We start from the raw sequence: 19,110 nt of genomic DNA on the forward strand, positions 1-19,110 counted from the left end.
TGACATGAACGTCGACGCAGGCCTCGTCCGCCAACAGATCGAGGTGATCCTGCAGGGCTGGGGCGCGACACCGGCGAGTGCCACCGCCACCGCCGCCCTGATGGTCGAGACCGACCTGCTCGGCATCGACTCGCACGGCGTCTCGATGCTGATGATGTACGAGGCGATGCACTCCGCCGGGCAGCTGCAGCTGAATGCCGAGCCGCGGATCGTCCGCGACGCGCCCTGCACCGCCCTGATCGACGCCGGAGCGGGTCTCGGCCACGCCGTCTCTGCGATGGCGATGAACCTCGCCGTCGACAAGGCGGCGGTCTGCGGCGTCGGCCTCGTCGGCGTGCGCAACTCGCACCATTTCGGCGCCGCCGGGCTCTACGCGCGGATCGCGGCGGCCCGCGGCATGATCGGCCTCGTGACGAGTTCGACCCGGATGATCACGATGGTGCCGACCAATGGGACGATGCCCGTGCTCGGCACCAACCCGATCGCCTTCGCGGCGCCGGCCGGGCGGCACCCGCCCTTCGCGCTCGACATGGCGACGACCACCGCAGCCGTGAACAAGGTGAAGGTCTACGACCTCAACAACCGTCCGCTGCCCGCGGGGTGGGTGGTCGACGACACGGGCGCCGTCGTCACTGACGCCGCCGCAGCGATGACCTTCCTGTTCGAGCGCCAGGAAGGTGGCCTGACGCCGCTCGGCGGCACACCGGAACTCGGAAGCCATAAGGGCTACGGCCTCGGCATGCTCGTGCACATCCTCGGTGGGACGCTGATGGGCGGCTCGTTCTCGCCGATCCACCAGCGCACCAAGAAGCCGGCGGATGGCGACAACATCGGTCACTTCTTCCTCGCCATCGACCCGAAGGCCTTCCGCGAGGAGGGCGAGTTCGAGGACGACCTCGACGAGGCGATCGACGTGCTCAGGGCGACGCCGCCGGCCGATCCGGCGCGGCCGGTGCTGGTCGCCGGCGACCCCGAGGAGGCCAACCGGGCCGAGCGGCTGGTCGCGGGCATCCCGATCCCACAGAGGCTCGAGGAGCACCTGCGCGCCATCTGCGGCCGCGCCGGCGTTCCCTTCCTGCTGGTGGAGAAGACTTCCTCGGCACCGATCAAGACGTGACGCCGGCTTTAGCCGGACTGTCCGTGCATAGGGCCGGAAGCGGGAGGGCCGGGTGAATCCTGTGGCGCCGTCCCGACGCTGACTTTGGCCCGATGCCCAAAGGCCGCGCCTCGGTGCGATTCAGGTTTCGCGATGGTCTGCAAGTATTCTAGTTTCGAAGTGCCAGTCCGTCCGACGGCGAGGGGTTGCGCCAGTGACCTATTTCTCTACCTTCGGTTTTGCTCGCCAGAAGCAGGTCGCCGCCTGGCAGGAGATCATGTCGGACGTCTATTACAGCCTCGAGATCAACGGGACCTCGAGCGACGGCCTGCGCGGCACGATCCACCAGTTCGACATCGGCCACCTGTCGATCACCAATTTCGATGCCGACGCCCAGCGCGTGTTCCGGACGCGGCCGCGCATCGCCCGCGATCCGGAGGATGCCTTCGTCTTCGTCGCGCCGTTCCGGGAGGTGCTCTACTTCAGCCAGATGGGTCGCTCGGGCTTCGTCCATCCCGGCGGTTACGCCCTCGTCAGCACGTCGGAGTTCTACGAGCTGTCGTGCCCGGACAACTTCGAGAACTGGACGGTGAAGATCCCCGGCGAGGAACTGCGCCGGCGGATCCCGAACATCGAGGACTATTGCGCCTGCCGGATGCCGAACAATCCGGCGATGGCGAGCATCGCCCGCAACCACCTGCGCAGCGTCGCGATGGCGCGCAAGGCGGGGCCGCTGCCGAATGAGCGGGCGGTGGCGCAGAACCTCGTCGACACCATCGTACTCACCCTCGATTCCGAGGCGAACTGGGATGGCGCCAAGCTCGCCGCCTATCGTGTGCGCGGCCGCATCCTCGAATACATCCGCAGCAACATCCACGACATGAACCTCTCGCCGGCGTCGATCGCGGAAGCGAACGGCGTCTCCGTCAGCTACATCTACAAGCTCTTCCGCAACGGCGACCTCACGGTGGGCGAGTACATCCTCGCGCAGAGGCTGCAGGCGGCCTACGAGTACCTCGCGGTCCCCGGTCGCAGCGGCATGACGGTGGCGGAGGCGGCCTATGCCGCCGGCTTCCGCAACCTGTCGCATTTCTCGCGCGTCTTCCGGGAGAAGTACGGCCTGTCGCCGAGCGCGGTGCGTCGCCGACCCACCTGAGCAGGGCGCTCCGGCGGCAGTCACCGGAGCGAGGGCCCGGCACGCGCCGGGTCCGGACGCGACCTCGCGCGTGGCCGGAACGGCCCGTCCAGTCTCAGCAAAGAAATCGTCCAGTCTGAGCGGTTCCGCCCCTCGGGGGCGAACCTATCATCTCGGTCCTCCGCACCCGTTTGCATCGCCGCCCGTGCGAGGGAGCGCCATGTACAAGATCCAGCCGGACGACCGCAAGGTCGTCGAAGAATTCCGACGCAACCCGATCGGGCGCCACAGCCCGCAGCTCCAGCGCGTGCTCAATCTCTTCCGCGGGGCACCGATGGAAGGCAAGTACGTGCTGATCACCCGCATTCCTCACAAGGAGTGGGTGCTGGGCCAGATGACCGGCAAGCGCGGCGAGCCGATCCGCATGACCAACCAGGTCTTCCACAACATCGAGGAGGTCGAATGGTACGTCTTCCGCCAGCGGTGGAAGCTCCATACCGGCGAAGATCTCGAAGAATAGCGGCCGGCTCCAGGCAGAAAGCGAGCGATTAGTGTCGAGCCGGCAACGGGAGTGACGATCATGAAGTCGATCATGGGCTATAGCGACAAGATCAGCGCATGCCCGGGGGAGCAGGTCACCTTCATGGTGAGTTGCGTCGGCCAGCCGACCTATCGTGCCCGCCTCGTCAAGATCATCCACGGCGACACCAGTCCCGACGGGCCGGGCTACAAGGAGCGCGAGGTCGAGGCGCCCTTCGCCGGCGACCACAAGGCGCGCTTCCAGCACATCTACGCCGGCTCGCACGCCATTGTGGAGAACACCCCCCATTTCGACGCCCTCGGCAGCCTGACGCTGCAGGCGATGGTCTGGCCGACGACGCCGGACAAGGGCCCGCAGGCGATCCTGTCGCTCGGCAGCGACGCCGGCGGCCTGGTACTCGGCATCGACGGCGCCGGCGCGCTCTGCCTCGATGTGACGGGGGAGGGCGGCGCCACAGAGACCGTCTCCACCGGCAAGCCGATGGTGGCGCGCGAGTGGTACTTCGTCGCCGCCGCCTACGACCACGCGACGGGCGAGGTGCGCCTGCACCAGGAGCCGCTCGTTCCCTACGCGCTGACCGCCGGCGCCACCACCGTGACGAAGGCCATCGCTGCGAAACCGGCGCTCGCCGGTGCCTTCATGATGATGGCGGCGCGCCCGGCCGGCACCGGCAACGGCCGCGTCGTCGGCAAGGATCACCTGAACGGCAAGATCGACCGGCCGCGGCTCGCCAATCGCGCGCTCTCGCGCCTCGAGATGGAGCGCCTGCGCGGTGACGTGCTGCCGCCGGATCTTCTCACCAGTATCGTCGCCGCCTGGGACTTCTCGGCCGACATCACCAGCGACGTGATCTCCGACGCCTCGCCGAACCTTCTGCATGGCAAGACCGTCAACATGCCGGTGCGCGCCATGAAGGGCCACAACTGGACCGGCGACGAGATGAACTGGCGCAACGCGCCGGAACAGTATGGCGCCATCCACTTCCACGACGACGACCTGCACGACTGCGCCTGGGAGACCGACTTCACCTTCACGGTGCCCGACGGCCTGCGCAGCGGCCTCTATGCCGCCCACATCGCCACCGCCCACGACGAGGACTTCATCCCCTTCGTCGTCCGCCCGGCCCGGGGCACGAAGACGTCGGACCTCGTCTTCGTCATCCCGACGGCGAGCTACATGGCCTACGCCAACGAGCACATGATGACGGACGCGCCGCTGGCCGAGCACCTCACCGACCAGGTGGCGGTGCTGCAGCAGACCGACGTCTTCCTGCACGAGCACCGCGAGTTCGGCGCCTCCTGCTACGACAGCCACTCCGACGGCAGCGGCGTCTGCTACACATCGCGCCTCAGGCCGGTGCTGACGATGCGGCCGAAGTACCAGTCCTGGCTCGGCGGCAAGGGCTCGTCGCTCTGGCAGATGAACGCCGACACCCACATCACCGACTGGCTGGAAGAGAGCGGCTTCGAGTACGACTGCCTGACCGACGAGGACGTCCACGCCGAAGGCTATGCGGCGCTGGCGCCCTATCGGGTCTTCATGACCTCGACCCACCACGAATACTGGTCGAAGGAAATGTGGGACGGGCTCGACGCCTTCAAGCGGCACGGCGGGCGGCTGATCTACATGGGGGCGAACGCCTGGTACTGGCGCGTCGCCTTCCACCCGACGCTGCCGGGCATCATGGAGGTGCGCCGCGCCGAGGGTGGCATCCGCGCCTGGGCGGCCGAGCCCGGCGAGTATTACCACAGCTTCACCGGAGAATTCGGCGGTCTGTGGCGGCGCTCGGGCCGGCCGCCACAGATGATGGCGGGCACCGGCTTCACCGCCCAGGGCTTCGACATCTCGTCCTACTACCGCAAGACGGCGGACGCCGAGAATCCGCGGGCGAAGTTCATCTTCGAAGGCGTCGAGGAGGAGATCATCGGCGACTTCGGCCTCATCGGCGGCGGCGCCGCCGGCCTCGAACTCGATCGGGCCGACCGGCTGCTCGGCACGCCGCCGAACGCACTGGTGGTGGCCTCCTCGGAGAACCACTCGCAGATCTACATGGTCGTCTGCGAGGAGATCTTCATCAACGCGCCGGGCATGTGCGGCGGCGAGCATCCGCTCGTGCGGGCCGACATGGTGTTCTACGAAACGGCGGCGGGCGGCGCCGTCTTCGCGACGAGCTCGATCGCCTGGGCAGGCAGCCTCTCCCACAACAACTATGACAACAACGTTTCCAGAGTGACGTCGAACGTGTTGAAGCGCTTCCTCGACGCAAAAGCCTTCTAGTGACGGGCTCGCGACGGAACGCATCCTTCCAGACGATGGGGAACATCATGAACAACAGTGGCGATCGCAGCAAGATCATCGACCGGCGCAAGTTCCTCACCCTCGGCAGCAGCCTCGCCGCCTCCGGCGCGATGCTGGCGACGCTGAACGCCGCCGCACTCGGCCAGACGCAGGAACTCATGCCGTCCGTCGAGGGCATGGCAGCCACCGGCGAGCCGATCCCGATCGGCGGCGGTGTACCGCTCACCGGCTGGGCGGCGGCCGACGGCATCGAGTTCAAGCGCGCGCTGGAGATGGCCTGCGACGAGATCAATGCGCTCGGTGGTATTCTCGGCCGGCCGCTCGCGCCGGTGTTCGAGGACACCAAGGAGCAGGGCGCCGACAACATCATCCCGGCGATGCAGCGCCTGATCGACCGCCACGGCGTCCACGCCATCATCAACGGCTACAACACCGGCGCCGTCACCCAGGAATACGACACCATCGCCGACGCCGGCATCATCTACATCCACCACAACACCGACATCGTCCATCACGACACCGTCGGCAAGAATCCCGACCGCTACTACGGCATCTTCATGGGTGACCCGGCCGAGTACTGGTACGGCGAGGGCCTGCTCGCCTTCCTGAACGGTCTCGTCGACAAGAAGGAGTGGGAGAAGCCGAACAACAAGATCGCCATCGTCACCGGCTCGCAAAACTATTCGATGGTGATCGCCAACGCCATCAAGGACAACGCCGAGAAGTATGGATGGGACATCAGCCTGTTCGAGACGGTGGTGGTGCCGATCTCGGAGTGGGGGCCGACGCTCGCCAAGCTGCGCGCCGATCCGCCGGCGGTGATCGCGGTGACGCACTGGGTGCCGCAGGACCTCGCCCAGTTCATGCTGCAGTTCGCGCCGAACCCGACGAACAGCCTCGTCTACATGCAGTACGGCCCCTCGCTCGCCGCCTTCCGCGAGATCGGCAAGGACAGCACCAACGGCGTGCTCTACTCGACCGTCATCGCCGCCCTGCAGGATGAGATCGGCCAGGCCTTCATCAAGCGCTACAAGGACCGTTTCGGCGCGGACTCGAGCCCACTCGTCGGCGCGCAGGTCTATGACAGCTGCCAGTACTACGCCATCGCGGCGGCGCTCGCCGGGGGCACCGGCGCACCGGGAGACGAGGCGCAGAACCGCAAGATCTCGGAGCGTCTGCGCCGCCTCATCTATCGCGGCGTGATGGGCACGACGCACTTCTTCTATCCCGAGCAGGCGGCGATCCCCTATCCCGACGCCACCGACGACCCCTCGCTCGGCATGCCGCACCAGTACCTGCAGATCCAGGACTACACCAAGGACCCGGCGATGATCGCGCCACCGCCCTATGAGACGGCGAAGTTCGTTCTGCCGCCGTGGTGGAAGGCCTGAGGTCAGCAGAATTGGCGGGAGCCGGCGTGAACCAAACCGAGCCGCTGCTGTCGTGCCGGGGCGTGTCGAAGTACTTCGGCGCGATGGCGGCGGTGAAGGACTTCTCCTTCGATCTGGCCCGCGGCGAGGTGCTGGGCATCGGCGGGCCGAACGGGGCCGGGAAGACCACGGTGTTCGAGGTCATCTCCGGCTTCAACCCCGCCGATCGGGGCACCGTGCTACTCGAGGGCCGGCCGATCGAGCGGCTGCCCTCGCACGCGATCTGCCACCTCGGCATTGCCCGCATGTTCCAGTCAAATGCCGGCTTCGACACGCTCACGGCGGAGCAGAACGTGCTCGTCGCCGCCGCCTTCGGCCACGCGCCGCGGCTGATCCCGCCGCTGACCTATGGCGCCGACATCCGGCGGACGGCGGCGGAGGCGCTCGACTTCGTCGGCTTCCGCCGGGCGCGCTCGGCGGAGGTGCGCGGGCTGCCGGCGCTCGACCGCAAGCTCCTGATGATTGCGAGCGCGCTCGCCACGAAGCCGAAGATCCTCATGATGGACGAGCCGGTCGGCGGCCTGAACCTCGAGGAGATCGAGCAGCTGATGGCGCTGGTGCGCAAGCTCGTTGCCGCCGGCGTCACCATCATGCTGATCGAGCACGTCATGCGCTTTCTCGTGCAGCTCTCGACGCGGGTGATGATCATGAACCACGGCGAGAAGATCTATGAAGGCACGCCGGCCGGCCTTGCGCAGGACGAGACGGTGAAGCGCGTCTATCTCGGCGAGCGGATGAGCAAGCGCATCGTCGCCTACTCCGCGGACGTCGGTCCGCGATGACGACGCCGCTCCTGCAACTGCGCGGCGTCGAGGCCGGCTACGGTGGCCAGCGGGTGCTGCGCGGCATCTCCTTCGACGTGCCCGCCGGCCAGGTCGTCACGCTGATCGGCCCGAATGGGCACGGCAAGACGACGCTCTTGCGCTGCGTCTCCGGGCTCGTCCGTCTCGGTGCCGGCGAGATCCTGTTCGCCGATGAGCAAATCTCCGGCGCGCGGGCGCACCGCATCGTCGAGAAGGGCGTCGTCCACATCCCGCAGGGCGACCTGCTGTTCACCGACATGAGCGTCTACGACAACCTGATGATGGGCGCCTATCCGAAGGCTGCCTACGCGGCGGCGCCGCAGCGCCTGGCGGAGGTGTTTTCGCTGCTGCCGCGCCTGCAGGAGCGCCAGTCGCAGATCGTCGCGAGCCTGTCCGGCGGCGAGCGGCGCATGCTGGCGATCGGCCGCGGGCTGATGGCGAACGGCAAGCTCCTGCTCATCGACGAGCCGTCGCTGGGCCTGGCCCCCCTCGTCATCGACCAGATCTACGAGGTCATCGCCGATCTGAAGCGCCACGGCCTGGCGATCCTGCTGGTGGAGGAGAACGCCAGCCGCATCATCGGCGTCGCCGACCACGTCCATCTCCTCGACGACGGCAAGATCGTCTGGAACGGCACATCGGCCGAGATGGAAGAAAACGAGGACATCCTGACCACCTACCTCGGCGGATAGCGGCAGTGGACACCACCACGCAGATCATCATCAGCGGCCTGACGCTCGGGGCGATGTACGCCATCTCCACCGTCAGCCTGTCGCTCATCTGGGGCGCGCTCAACGTCCTCAACATGGCGCAGGGGGCGCTTTTGACGCTCGGCGGCTACGCCGCCTACACCGCCACGGCGGCGCTCGGCCTCAACGCGCCGCTGGCGATCGTCGTGACGGTGGTCGCCGGCGGGCTGTTCGGCGTCGCCATGTACGCGCTCGTGGTGCGCCACATGCTCGATCGCGAGGGCTTCGAGGTCAACGTCATCATCGCCACCATCGGCATCGGCATGGTGCTCGAGGCGGGACTGCAGAAGCTCTACGGCGCCTACCCGATCCGCCAGCCGCTGACGGTCGAGGGCGGCTTCTTCATCGGCAACGTCTACGTGCCCTTCAACAGCGTCATCATCGTCCTCACCTCGGCGGGCCTGATGCTGGTGCTGGCGGCGGTGCTGGCGCGCACGCGCATGGGCCGGGCGATCCGGGCGATCTCGCAGAACCGCGACGCCGCGAGGCTGATGGGCGTGCCGGTCGAGCTCGTCTACGCCCAGGTGTTCGCGCTCGCCGGCGGCCTGTCGGCGGCCTCCGGCATCATGCTGTCGACTATCACCACGCTCGCGCCGACGATGGGCTACGACCCGATGCTGAAGGCCTTCATCATCTGCGTGGTGGCCGGCCTCGGCAACGTCATGGGGGCGCTCTATGCCGCCTTCCTGCTCGGCCTGTTCGAGTCGACCGTGCAGTTCGCCCTCGGCGTCCGCTTCGCTTTCATCTCGATGTTGGTCCTCGTCATCATCGTGCTGATCTGGCGCCCCTATGGCCTGTTCGGCCGCACGCGGGTGACGAAGCTGTGAGCGCCGCCAAGCGCAACGTCGTCGCCGGCCTCCTGCTGCTGGCGATCGCCATCGCACTGCCGTTCGTGCTGCCCGGCCGCTACGTCATCGGGCAGCTGACGCTGTTCTTCATCTGGGCGACCGTGGTCACCCAGTGGAACCTCGTCTTCGGCGTCGCCGGCATCTTCTCGCTGGCGCAGATGGCGATCTTCGCGTTCGGCGGATATGCCACCGCGATGGTCGGCCTTTATGGCGGCTGGAACCTCTGGCTGGCGCTGCCGGTCGGCGCGCTCGCCGCCGTCGTCTTCAGCCTCGTCGTCGGGCTCGCCTGCCTGCGCCTGAAGGGGCCCTACGTGGCGCTGCTGACGCTCGCCATCGCGCAGGGCATGTACCTGCTGATCATCACCGACACCGCCTGCTTCCGGATGGAGGGCGTCACCTGCCGGAACTTTACCGGCGGCACGCGCGGTCTCGCCAAGTATGGCGACTTCGGTTTCCGCGAGTGGCTCGGCTACCAGTACATGGCCTTCGGTGACTACTATCTCGCCCTCGGCGTGCTGGTGCTCGCCACCGCGTTTTCGATGTTCCTGATGTTCGGGCCGATCGGGGCGGCCTTCCAGGCGCTGCGCGACTCCCCCGAATACGCCACGGCGCGCGGTGTCAGCCGCTTCAAGTTCCAGATGCTGGTGTTCGCGAGCTCGGCCTTCTTCACCGGCCTCGCCGGCGGTGTCTTCGCCGGCTACTACAAGGTGATGGGCGCAAACACGCTCTATCTGTCGCCGCTCCTGTTCCTGCTGGCGATGATGGTGGTCGGCGGCCTCGGCCGCACCTGGGGGCCGCTCGTCGGTGCCGCCGCGCTGATGCTCGCCGACGAGGGGCTGAAGGACTTTCCCGAATACCGCTTCATGGGCATCGGCGCCGCACTGGTGCTGTTCGTCATGCTGTGGCCGCGTGGCATCGTCGGTGCCGTCGATGCGATCGCGCAGCGCCTGCGCACGGCGCGCGGGGGGCAGTCGGACACAACCTTGCCGAGAGCGTAGCTGGCAGCGAGCACCGGGCTGCCCGAGCTAAGACCGCCGTCGTTGCACGAAATGAGCGGGGATGGCGAGCCACAGGCGGTCGAGGCCGTAGTCCTCGACGGTGAAGGAGGCTGCGGCGACGCCGGCGTGGGCCGCCGCCACCGCATCGCCGCTCTCGAGCAGTTCGGCGATGAAGGCGCCGCAGAAGCTGTCGCCGGCGCCCGTCGTGTCGACGACGGTCGCCGGCAGCGCGGCGACGTGCGTCATCCGCCCGGAGGCGGCCTCGTAGACGGTGCAGCCGTCGCCGCCGCGCTTGGCGACGACGATGCGCGGGCCCAGCGCCGCGAGCGTCGGCAGGGCGATGTCCCAGTCCTCGTGGCCCAGCAGCTGCCGGACCTCGACGGCGCTCGGCAGGAACACGTCGGTGCCGGCGATCAGCGCCCGCATCGCCGCCTCGTTGCCGACGATGTAGTCCTCCTGGGTGTCGAGCGCGACGAGGGCGCCGGTGTGGCGGCGAAAGTCGTCCACGAGCCGGATCTGCGCCGACAGCGTCATCGCGAGGATGAGGAAGGCCTCGGCGGAGCGGAACGCCGCGGGAATGTCCGCGAAGGTCGGCGACAGGTCGTCGAAGGCGGGCTCGTCGTCGTAGATCGTCCACGTCCGGCCGCCGTCGGCGTCATAGGCGACGCGGTTGTGCAGGGTCGGGCGAGGGCGAGGTGGCATGCCCTTGGTCGACAGGCCGGTGGCCTCGATGCGGGCGAGGACCTCCGCCGGGAAGTCGGTGCCGACCGGCGCGACGAGTTCCACCTCCGGCATCAACAGCCGCGCGCCGAGCGCCGCATAGAGGGCGTCGCCGCCGAGGCAGCCGGGGCGCTCGGTGCCGTCGGGCAGCACCACATCGTCGAACGTCATGTTGCCGAGGCAGACGAGACGGGGTGCCATCGCTCAGGCCGCCGCCTTCGCGAACTTGGCGATGGCGAGGTGGTAGGCGAAGAGCTGCACCGGCACGCACGAGACGAGTGCAGACAGCGCCTCCGGCACGGCCGGCAGCCGCAGCACGGCGTCGGAGAGCGCGTCGAGGCGATCCTCGTCCTCGCTGACGACGCCATAAATGCGCCCGCCCCAGCGCCGCCCCTCGAAGGCTGTGTCGCGGGCGCGGGCGACCGAGGGGCCGTCCGGCGCGATCACGAACAGCGGCTCGCCGGCCTTCTGCGAATTGTAGTGGTGGAACTCCTCCTGCGGGATGGCGAGGGCGTGGTCGGGGGTGCACTCCTTCACCTTCGCCGCCCCGAACAGCGCCGAGGCGTAGCTGGGGCCGCCGCCGGCGAAGAGGTAGATCGCGCCGTCAGCCTCGCGTTCGGCGATGGCGCGCACGGCGTCCTCCTGCGCGGCCGCCGTCGCGGCAATCAGCGCCGGCATGGCATCGAGCGCGGCCTGCAGGTCCTCGACCTCCTGCGACGACCGGCCGAGGGCGCGGGCAAGCTCCAGTCCGAGCTGCATCAGCAGCGCCATCGCCGCGGTGCTCGCTTGCGTCGGCCAGCCCTTGCGCTCGGCGTGGATGCGCAGGGCGACGTCCGACCAGGTCATCAGCGCCGAGCCGGGGGTGTTCGACAGGGCGAGCGTGCGGGCGCCGCGGGCGCGAGCGATCAGCATCGCCTCCACCGTGCGCGTCGTCGTGCCGCTCGAGCTCAGTGTCACCAGCAGCGTGTCGGGACCGACGGTGCGGGCGCCGTAGTAGGCGAAGTCGAGCGCCTGCATCGGCTCGCAGGGCACGCCGAGAACGGTCTCCAGCAGCAGTCGCGCGCCGACCATGACGGCGAGCGAATCGCCGCAGCCGGTCATGACGATGCGGCGCGGCGGCGCCTTGGCGAGGGCGGCGGCGACCGCGGCGATGGCGTCCCTCTCGACGGACAGCGTCGTGCGGATGGCGTCCGGCTGGCCGAGGATCTCCGGCCGGGTGAGATCGACGCGGCGGCGGCGCTTTTCGTCCAGCGGATCGTCCGTCGGCAGAGCGTCCATCAGGCGCGCCTCGGCGTCGAACAGGTCCTGCACCAGCGCGCGTGCCTTCGCGTCGACGGGCGAATCTGCCTCGAGCAGCGGCGTCGGCACGCCGAGCGGCCGGGCGGGGGCGCCGGAACCGGAAGGATGGCTCATGGTCGGGAACTCCAGACGAAAGATCAGACGGCGCGGGCGGGGTCCGCCTCGATGAAGCGGGCGATGTCGCCGGCGCGAGCGAACCACACCCGGTCGCGACGGGCGGCGATGTGTTCGAGCGCGCGGGTCAGAGCCCTGAGGCGGAAGGGCTGGCCGGAAATGAAGGAGTGCACGACGAGGCTCATCACCAGCGGCCGCTCCTCGGCAGCGGCGAGCATCTCCTCGAACTCGTCGATGATCGCTTCAGCGAAGTCGCGCGCGTCCGCCTGCCGGCCGATGATCGTCGAGCTGTCGTTGAGCTCCACGGCGTAGGGAACGGCAAGAAGCGGCCGCGAGCGCGTCTTCAGCCAGACCGGCTGGTCGTCGAGCCGGAGACCCAGCACGTAGCCGTAGCCGGCCTCGGCGAGCAGGTCGAAGGTGTTCTCGGTGTAGGCGAGCCACGGGCTCGACCAGCCGCGCGGCGGCGCGCCCTCGGCCTTGGCGATCGCGGCGGCAACCGCGTCGATGTAGGCGCGCTCGTCGCCCTCGCTCATGCCCGTCAGCGTGTCGGAATTGCTGAGGCCGTGGGCCACGAACTCGGCGCCCGCCCGCCGCGCCGCCTCGATCAGCGCCGGTGCGGTCTCGTAGACTTCGGTGTTGAGGAGGACGGTCGGGGCGATGCTGTGCTGGGTGAGCCGGTCGATCAGCCGGAAGGCACCGACGCGGTTGCCGTAGTCGCGCCAGGCGGTGTTGAGGAAGTCCGGCTGCGGCGTGCCCGGCGCGATGTCCTCGACCATGCCCTCGCCGAAGGCATAGTCCTCGATGCCGAGGCCGACATAGAGCGCCAGCCGCGCGCCGTTCGGCCAGACATAGTCGGGCCGGTCCGTGATCGGGGAATAGTCGTAGCGACCGTGGGTGCGCAGCATGGGACGCCTCAGTGGGGCAGGGGGCCGCCGATCCAGCGGGTGAAGCCAACGTCGCTGCCGGCGGCCATCTCGACCATCTGCCGGTAGGCCGGCCACAGGCGATCGGCTGCCCGCCGCGCCTCCGCGAGGGCCGGCTGGCGCTGTGCGAACAGCGCCCGCGCCTCCGCCCGCAGGGCCTTCTCGTCGACGCGGACGACCCGGTCGTTCTCGAACACCACGGCGCCGTCGACCATGGTGAGGCGCACCGAGGAGCCGTTCTCGCAATAGACGAGCTGGCGCTTCAGGTCGTTCATCGGCGTGAAGGGCAGCGTGTCGAGGTCGACGAGGATCAGATCCGCCTTCCGGCCGACTTCGACCGCGCCGATCTCGTCCGCGAGCCGCATCGCCCGGGCGCCGCCGGTGGTGGCACAGCCGAGCACCTCCTCGGCCGAGGGCCACACCTCGCAGGGGCCGCCGGCGATGTTGTGCACGAGCCCGGCCGCCTTCATCACGGCCCAGAGGTTGATCGCGTCGTCGGCGATCGCCTCGTCGACGCCGAGGCAGATCGGGATGCCGCGGTCGCGGAGCGCGCGGAACGGCATGACGCCGCTGCCGAGGCGCAGGTTGCTGATCGGATTGTGCGCCACCACGCAGCCGGCCGCGGCGATGAGGTCGAGGTCGGCCGCGTCCACCCAGATCGCGTGGATGATGTTCATGCGCTCCGACAGGAGCCCGAGGTCGGCGGTGTAGCGCACCAGCGACCGGCCGGCGAAGCGCGGCTGCTCGCTCGACAGCACCCGCTGCAGCTTCGTCTCCAGCATGTGGGCGTAGAACGGCAGGTCGTGGCGGCGGCTCAACTCGTCGAGGGCGGCGAAGTAGTCCGGGCTGACGCGCTGCGGCGCCGAGCACGAGACGGCGGCGCGGAGCCGGCCGTTCTCCCGCCCGTGCCAGCGGCCGATCAGGTGGTCGTAGGCCTCCAGCAGCTGGTGCTGCCCGAACGCCGGCGGGCGGGCTGCCTCGGCGCGCAGGTCCGCCGGGAGGAGGTCGGCGAGGAACGGCAGCTTGTCGAGCTCGGCGAGTTCCGGCTGGTCGAGGGCGACGGTGGCCCGGATGCCGCAGTCGGCATAGGCCTGCATCACCGCGTCGACGATCGCCGGCTCCGGCTCCGGCACGAAGAAGGCGTCGTCCTGCACGGCGGTGACGCCTCCGCGCAGCATCTCGACGGCGCCGAGCAGCGTGCGCACGTAGGCCTCGCGCGGCGTCGGCCTGAGAGCCTCCAGCTCCGGCGATTCGTAGAGCATGAAGAGCTCGAGCGGCAGGCTCGGCAGCGCGCCCTTCATGTGGTTCACGGGCGAGTGGAAGTGGGCGTTGATCAGCCCCGGCATCAGCAGATGGCCGCGCCCGTCGATGCGGCGGACATCCGGTGGGGCGTCTCTCGCAGCCGCGTCGCCGATGGCGGCGATGCGGCCTTCGTGGACGAGCACGTCGGTCGGCCCAGTGCGGCCGGCGGCGGCGTCGAGTGCGAAGACGTCCACGCCGGTAAACAGCGTGGCGGCCGGAACCCCGCCGCTCATGGCGTCGCCCGCTCCTCTGCGCCAATCGCCGCGAGCCCCGCGCGGGCGATGGCGATGTCCTCGGCGTCCGGCGCCGAGCCGATGCCGATCGCGCCGATGCAGTGGCCGTCGACGAAGATCGGCAGCCCGCCCGCCATGCCGGTGATCAGCCCGCCGGAGGCGCGCGCCAGCTGTGGCGCCATCTCCGCGTCGATCTCGGTGGTGGGACGGCGGTGCGAGGCGGCGGTCATCGCCTTGGTGGTCGCCGTCTTCATCGACAGCGTGAACGCCCCGTCCATGCGCAGGCAGGCGACGAGGTTGCCGCCCTCGTCGACGACGACGATGTCGACGGGAAAGCCGATCTCGGTCGCCTTGGCGGCGCAGGCGGCGATGACCGCCTCGGCACCCGCCTGCGTCAGCCGGAGCGAGGGTGCGGTGAACGGGCTCACGACTTGATGATCTTCTTGAGGAAGGAGCGGGTGCGCTCGTGCGTCGGCGCGCCGAAGATGTGCTCCGGCGGGCCGCGCTCCACCACCGACCCCTGGTCCATGAACACGACCTGGTCGGCGACGTCGCGGGCGAAGTGCATCTCGTGGGTGACGACGATCATCGTCAGCCCGCCGACGGCGAGGTCGCGCATGACGTTCAAGACCTCGTCGACGAGCTCCGGGTCGAGCGCCGACGTCGCCTCGTCGAACAGCATCACCTTCGGCTGCATCACCAGGGCGCGGGCGATGGCGACGCGCTGCTGCTGGCCACCCGACAGCCGCACCGGATGGGCGTCGGCGAAACCGCCGAGGTCGACCCGCTTCAGCATCGCGTGGGCGGCCTCGGTAGCCTCGGCACGCGGCATCCGCTTCACCGCGATCAGCCCCTCCATGACGTTGCCGAGCGCCGTCTTGTGGGGGAAAAGGTTGAAGCGCTGGAACACCATGCCGACCTGGCTGCGCATCCGGTTGAGGTGCGCCTCCTGCTGCCGCTTCGAGGCGGTGGGTCCGAGCGAGACGCTCTCGCCGTCGATCTCGACGGTCCCCGAGGTCGGCGGTGCGAGATGGTTGACGCAGCGCAGCAGCGTCGACTTGCCGGAGCCCGACGGCCCGATCACCGCCACCGTCGTACCCTTGGCGACCTCGAGATCGATCCCGCACAGCACCTCGTGGGCGCCGAACGACTTGCGGATGCCGGAAAGCCGCACCATCGGCGAGGCCATCACCGCAGGCCCTCGCCACGACGCAGCGCCCGCTCCAGCCACAGGCCGCCCTGCGCTACCACGGCGTTGATCAGGAAGTAGGCCACTGCGATGGCGAGGTAGGCCTCGATCGGGCGGAACGTCACCGAGACGACCTGCTGGGCGACGCGCGTCAGCTCCGTGATCGAGATCGTCGACAGAAGCGACGTGCCCTTGACGAGGTTGGTGAACTCGCCGGCGGTCGACGGCACGACGAGGCGCGCCGCCTGCGGCAGCACGATCCGCCACAGCGTCTGGGCGCGGCTCATGCCGAGCGAGCGGCCGGCCTCGACCTGGCCGGGATCGACGCCGAGGATGCCGGCGCGGAATATCTCGGCGAGGTAGCCGCCGCTGTTCAAGCCGAGGGCGATCACCGCCGAGGTCGGCGCGCCCAGGCGGATGCCGATCGCCGGGGCGCCGAAATAGATGAAGAAGATCTGCACCAGCGCCGGCGTGCCGCGCACCACGTCGACATAGCCGCGCGCCAGCCAGCGCAGCGGGGCGATGTCGGACAGGCGGGCGAGGGCGGTGGCGAGGCCGATGACGATCGCCAGCGCAACCGACAGGACCGAATAGAGCAGCGTCGCCTCGAGCCCCCGCAGGAATTCCGGGACGTAGGGCAGCAGGACGCCGAGGTCGAAGGCAGGCATGAGGCGTTACTTTCGCGTGCGGGGCCGGAGCGGCCGGGCGGGGAGGCAAGCTCCCCGCCCGCGCCATCCTAGTTCGGCAGCGCCTTCTTGGTGCCGAACCACTTCTCGCTCAGCTTGTCGAGCTCGCCGTTCGCCTTCATCTCCTCGATGAAGGTGGCGACCGCGGCGGAGAGGTCGGTGTCCTGCTTGCGGGTGGCGACCGCCATGAACAGGTTCGGCGGCAGTTCGTAGACGATCTTGAACTTGCCCGGCGAAGCCTTGTCGACCTCGCTGAAGGCGTCGCCCGACGTCGTCACGATGTCGAGGTTGCCGTTCTGCAGGTCGAGATAGGCCGAGGTGATGGCGTCATAGAGCTTGATGTCCATGCCGAGGCCCTTCTCGTCGGACAGCTTCTTCGACTGCTCGGCGACCGAGGAGTTCAGCTGCGAGCCGAGGCGCTTGCCCTTGAAGTCCTCGACCGACTTGATCGCCGTCTCGTCGGCGCGGATCAGGAAGACCGGCCGGTCGGTGGCGTAGACCGGCGAGAAGGTGACGGCCTTCTCGCGTGCCGGGGTGATCGGCATCGCCGACCAGATCAGGTCGAACTTCTGGCTGTAGAGGGAGGGGATGACGCCCGACCACTGGGTGTCGATCACCTCGAGCTCGACGCCGAGGGATTCGGCGAACTTGCGCGAGAGATCGATGTCGAAGCCGACGATCTCGCCGTCCTTGATGAACTCGTAGGGCGGGGTCGCGGCCTCGACGCCGTTGATGAGCTTGCCGCGCGTCTTGATCTCGGCGAGCAGTCCGCCCGCCGGCGTTGCGTAGTCGGGCAGGGGCTTGTCGTTCAGCGTCGGCGCGTCCTGTGCGACGGCTGCGGTGGCGAAGAGGCTGACCAATCCGGCCAGCAGAAGGGCCTTGCACGTCTTCATATCGTTTCCGTTCCTCGTCGGGGCCTGTGGCGGTAGTCGCTGCGGTAAAGTCTCAGCCGGGCTGTTCCGCCGATGGTTCGAGGACCTCGACGAGGACCTCGGTCGGGTACCAGCCGGAGATGGGGTTGAATTCCTGGGGGCAGGCCGAGATCGCCACCACGAGGTCGATCCAGGCCTTCATGACGACGTGGTCGCCGGGCTTCGACGGCGCCGGCCCGTTCGTCACCGAGCCGTCACGGCCGACAGGGCAGTTGCCGAAGATGTTGAAGGGCTGCGGGACATAGAAGCGCGTGGTGCCGAAATAGGGCTCCATCACCTCGCGCAGGTTGCCGGCGCAGCTGCGATGATGGTGCTTGAGACCGTAGAGCCGGTATCTATGCTCGTCGCACGGTGCGGTCAGCAGATCGTGCACGCCGCAGCTGTCGGCGATGACCTGGAGGATCGGGCGACGGTGGTTGGAATGGAAGCTCTCGCCCGGCACCGGGCACAGCTTGTTGACCCACACCCGGCTGTGCATGGCCGACAGGTGCTCGTCGATATCTTCGGCGTTGAAGGCCCAGAAGTCGGCGCATTGCCGTCCGCGCGGATCGATCACACGAATGAACTGGCCAGCCTTCACCTCGCCGGCCCATCCCATCATCGGCGGGATGACGTGACTGCTGACCACATCGAGGCGCAGAAGCATTTTTCCGTTGAGATCGACTTCGATAGACATCAGCCTCTTCTTCACTGATATTTTGCGCCCATCAGACTCAGGGACGTTTCCGAGCGCTTGAAAATATCTTCCCACAGTGCCGTTAATGTGAAAAGCGATTTTCTTAGGCAGGGCGTGATGCGTGAGCGTGCAGTGGTGGCGACCCCGATGGAGAGCAGCGAAGCCGTGGCCGTCTCCCTTCATGCCCGCGTGCGGGCCCAGTACGAGCAACTCTCGCCCGTCGAGCGCCGCCTCGCCGACGTGGTGCTGAACTTCCCCGGCGACCTCGCGAGCTATTCCGCCACCGAGCTCGCCGGCATCTCGGACGTCTCGAACACGGCGGTCAGCCGCTTCGTGCGCCGGCTCGGGTTCGCGAACTTCGACGAGATGCGCCGCCTCGCCCGCCAGGAACAGGAGGAGGGATCGCCGCTCTATCTGCTCGGCCGCAGCACTGCCGCACCCTCGGTGCTGCTGGCGGAGCGCCACGTCGAGACCGCCACCGCCAACCTCCGCCGCACCTTCTCGGAGAACACGCCGGAGACGCTGTCGGCGATCGCCGTCGCGCTGGCCGAGGCGCGGCAGGTGTGGGTCTGCGGCTTCCGGCACGGGCGCTTCCTCGCCGACTACCTGCGCTGGTCGCTCGCGCACGCCCGCCCGGGTGTGCGACGCCTGCCCGGCGACGGCGAGACGCTTGGCGAGACCCTGATCGACGTCGGCGCCGGGGATGTCGTCGTCGTCTTCGCCATGCGCCGCCGCGTGCCGGCGATCGCAGCCCTCGTGCGCGCCGCCGCCGAGCAGGGCGCAAAGGTGGCACTGATCACCGACCCCGGGATGGTCAACACAGCCGGCGCCACCTGGGCGGTGCGCTGCCAGACCCGCACGCGCGGCCCGATCGACGACCACGCCTCGGCGCTCGCCGTCTCGCACGTCCTCACCGAACAGGTGATCGTCGCCCTGCAACAGGCATCCAGTCAGCGCCTCGGCGGCATCGACGACATCCACGACCGCCTCGACGAGCTGGAATAGGTGCAGCGCGGCGGCCGCGAGGCGACTGCCACCGCCTTCGGCACGCCTGCATAAGAAATGAACTTTTCAATCTTGCGGTTTAGTGAAAAACTATTGCCAGCGGGTCGCTGGTCGACCCGGCCCTCATCCGGGA

19 protein-coding genes are annotated in these 19,110 nt (G+C 68.7%); 10 read left to right on the top strand and 9 right to left on the bottom strand.

Annotated features, from left to right (window positions below):
* Positions 1-4: 4 nt before the first annotated feature.
* The 9 genes from RUR49_RS03935 (at position 5) to RUR49_RS03975 (ending at position 9,898) form a co-directional block, all read left to right on the top strand.
* On the top strand, positions 5-1,117 hold the full coding sequence (locus tag RUR49_RS03935; protein WP_409144987.1) for an Ldh family oxidoreductase: 1,113 nt from the start codon (positions 5-7) through the stop codon (positions 1,115-1,117).
* A 193-nt stretch (positions 1,118-1,310) separates the two neighbouring features.
* Entirely contained in the window at positions 1,311-2,252 is a 942-nt protein-coding gene (locus tag RUR49_RS03940) for a helix-turn-helix domain-containing protein (RefSeq protein ID WP_409144988.1), read from the top strand.
* 199 nt (positions 2,253-2,451) lie between these two features.
* Entirely contained in the window at positions 2,452-2,751 is a 300-nt protein-coding gene (locus tag RUR49_RS03945; RefSeq protein WP_409144989.1) for an ABC transporter permease, read from the top strand.
* Between the two features lie 60 nt (positions 2,752-2,811).
* The gene (locus RUR49_RS03950; protein ID WP_409144990.1) at positions 2,812-5,049 is read left to right on the top strand and encodes a N,N-dimethylformamidase beta subunit family domain-containing protein; all 2,238 of its coding nucleotides are present in this window, start codon (positions 2,812-2,814) and stop codon (positions 5,047-5,049) included.
* Positions 5,050-5,096: 47 nt separating this feature from the next.
* Positions 5,097-6,461, top strand: coding sequence for an ABC transporter substrate-binding protein (locus tag RUR49_RS03955; RefSeq protein ID WP_409144991.1), 1,365 nt, complete (start codon positions 5,097-5,099; stop codon positions 6,459-6,461).
* Positions 6,462-6,487: 26 nt separating this feature from the next.
* Complete coding sequence (locus RUR49_RS03960; protein WP_409144992.1) at positions 6,488-7,282, top strand: ABC transporter ATP-binding protein; 795 nt, start codon at positions 6,488-6,490, stop codon at positions 7,280-7,282.
* A complete protein-coding gene (locus RUR49_RS03965; protein ID WP_409144993.1) occupies positions 7,279-7,995 on the top strand; it encodes an ABC transporter ATP-binding protein in 717 nt (238 codons plus the stop codon). Before RUR49_RS03960 ends, RUR49_RS03965 begins: the two co-directional genes overlap by 4 nt.
* Before the next feature lie 5 nt (positions 7,996-8,000).
* Entirely contained in the window at positions 8,001-8,879 is an 879-nt protein-coding gene (locus RUR49_RS03970) for a branched-chain amino acid ABC transporter permease (RefSeq protein WP_409144994.1), read from the top strand.
* Entirely contained in the window at positions 8,876-9,898 is a 1,023-nt protein-coding gene (locus RUR49_RS03975; protein WP_409144995.1) for a branched-chain amino acid ABC transporter permease, read from the top strand. The genes RUR49_RS03970 and RUR49_RS03975 overlap by 4 nt, the downstream gene beginning before the upstream one ends.
* A 27-nt stretch (positions 9,899-9,925) precedes the next feature.
* Here the strand turns inward: RUR49_RS03975 and RUR49_RS03980 are convergent, their stop codons facing one another.
* The 9 genes from RUR49_RS03980 to RUR49_RS04020 all read right to left on the bottom strand — a co-directional run bounded on the left by RUR49_RS03980 (position 9,926) and on the right by RUR49_RS04020 (position 17,972).
* Positions 9,926-10,819, bottom strand: coding sequence for a carbohydrate kinase family protein (locus RUR49_RS03980; protein ID WP_409144996.1), 894 nt, complete (start codon positions 10,817-10,819; stop codon positions 9,926-9,928).
* A gap of 3 nt (positions 10,820-10,822) precedes the next feature.
* Positions 10,823-12,031 (bottom strand): SIS domain-containing protein, encoded by a 1,209-nt coding sequence (locus RUR49_RS03985; protein WP_409144997.1) that lies wholly within the window; start codon positions 12,029-12,031, stop codon positions 10,823-10,825.
* A gap of 23 nt (positions 12,032-12,054) precedes the next feature.
* On the bottom strand, positions 12,055-12,936 hold the full coding sequence (locus RUR49_RS03990; RefSeq protein WP_409144998.1) for a polysaccharide deacetylase family protein: 882 nt from the start codon (positions 12,934-12,936) through the stop codon (positions 12,055-12,057).
* An 8-nt stretch (positions 12,937-12,944) separates the two neighbouring features.
* On the bottom strand, positions 12,945-14,489 hold the full coding sequence (locus tag RUR49_RS03995) for an amidohydrolase family protein (protein WP_409144999.1): 1,545 nt from the start codon (positions 14,487-14,489) through the stop codon (positions 12,945-12,947).
* On the bottom strand, positions 14,486-14,917 hold the full coding sequence (locus RUR49_RS04000; RefSeq protein WP_409145000.1) for a GlcG/HbpS family heme-binding protein: 432 nt from the start codon (positions 14,915-14,917) through the stop codon (positions 14,486-14,488). Before RUR49_RS04000 ends, RUR49_RS03995 begins: the two co-directional genes overlap by 4 nt.
* A complete protein-coding gene (locus RUR49_RS04005) occupies positions 14,914-15,678 on the bottom strand; it encodes an amino acid ABC transporter ATP-binding protein (protein ID WP_409145001.1) in 765 nt (254 codons plus the stop codon). The genes RUR49_RS04000 and RUR49_RS04005 overlap by 4 nt, the downstream gene beginning before the upstream one ends.
* The gene (locus tag RUR49_RS04010) at positions 15,678-16,346 is read right to left on the bottom strand and encodes an amino acid ABC transporter permease (protein ID WP_409145002.1); all 669 of its coding nucleotides are present in this window, start codon (positions 16,344-16,346) and stop codon (positions 15,678-15,680) included. Before RUR49_RS04010 ends, RUR49_RS04005 begins: the two co-directional genes overlap by 1 nt.
* A gap of 68 nt (positions 16,347-16,414) precedes the next feature.
* Entirely contained in the window at positions 16,415-17,257 is an 843-nt protein-coding gene (locus tag RUR49_RS04015; RefSeq protein WP_409145003.1) for a substrate-binding periplasmic protein, read from the bottom strand.
* A 52-nt stretch (positions 17,258-17,309) separates the two neighbouring features.
* Complete coding sequence (locus RUR49_RS04020; protein ID WP_409145004.1) at positions 17,310-17,972, bottom strand: DUF1989 domain-containing protein; 663 nt, start codon at positions 17,970-17,972, stop codon at positions 17,310-17,312.
* A gap of 117 nt (positions 17,973-18,089) precedes the next feature.
* On the opposite strand from RUR49_RS04020, the gene RUR49_RS04025 reads away from it, so the two are divergent.
* Entirely contained in the window at positions 18,090-18,977 is an 888-nt protein-coding gene (locus RUR49_RS04025) for a MurR/RpiR family transcriptional regulator (protein ID WP_409145005.1), read from the top strand.
* Positions 18,978-19,110 lie beyond the last annotated feature (133 nt).

The organism is Pseudoxanthobacter sp. M-2 (assembly GCF_046156265.1).
GTDB lineage: Bacteria > Pseudomonadota > Alphaproteobacteria > Rhizobiales > Segnochrobactraceae > CAMDHY01.

Bases quoted from the DNA above. Each gene is read 5' to 3' on its own strand.
- RUR49_RS04015 (WP_409145003.1), bottom strand. From the start codon at position 17,257: ATGAAGACGTGCAAGGCCCTTCTGCTGGCCGGATTGGTCAGCCTCTTC.
- RUR49_RS03950 (WP_409144990.1), top strand. From the start codon at position 2,812: ATGAAGTCGATCATGGGCTATAGCGACAAGATCAGCGCATGCCCGGGG.
- RUR49_RS04010 (WP_409145002.1), bottom strand. From the start codon at position 16,346: ATGCCTGCCTTCGACCTCGGCGTCCTGCTGCCCTACGTCCCGGAATTC.
- RUR49_RS03980 (WP_409144996.1), bottom strand. From the start codon at position 10,819: ATGGCACCCCGTCTCGTCTGCCTCGGCAACATGACGTTCGACGATGTG.
- RUR49_RS04025 (WP_409145005.1), top strand. From the start codon at position 18,090: ATGCGTGAGCGTGCAGTGGTGGCGACCCCGATGGAGAGCAGCGAAGCC.
- RUR49_RS04020 (WP_409145004.1), bottom strand. From the start codon at position 17,972: ATGTCTATCGAAGTCGATCTCAACGGAAAAATGCTTCTGCGCCTCGAT.
- RUR49_RS03955 (WP_409144991.1), top strand. From the start codon at position 5,097: ATGAACAACAGTGGCGATCGCAGCAAGATCATCGACCGGCGCAAGTTC.
- RUR49_RS03995 (WP_409144999.1), bottom strand. From the start codon at position 14,489: ATGAGCGGCGGGGTTCCGGCCGCCACGCTGTTTACCGGCGTGGACGTC.
- RUR49_RS03935 (WP_409144987.1), top strand. From the start codon at position 5: ATGAACGTCGACGCAGGCCTCGTCCGCCAACAGATCGAGGTGATCCTG.
- RUR49_RS03965 (WP_409144993.1), top strand. From the start codon at position 7,279: ATGACGACGCCGCTCCTGCAACTGCGCGGCGTCGAGGCCGGCTACGGT.
- RUR49_RS03990 (WP_409144998.1), bottom strand. From the start codon at position 12,936: ATGCTGCGCACCCACGGTCGCTACGACTATTCCCCGATCACGGACCGG.
- RUR49_RS03985 (WP_409144997.1), bottom strand. From the start codon at position 12,031: ATGAGCCATCCTTCCGGTTCCGGCGCCCCCGCCCGGCCGCTCGGCGTG.
- RUR49_RS03945 (WP_409144989.1), top strand. From the start codon at position 2,452: ATGTACAAGATCCAGCCGGACGACCGCAAGGTCGTCGAAGAATTCCGA.
- RUR49_RS04005 (WP_409145001.1), bottom strand. From the start codon at position 15,678: ATGGCCTCGCCGATGGTGCGGCTTTCCGGCATCCGCAAGTCGTTCGGC.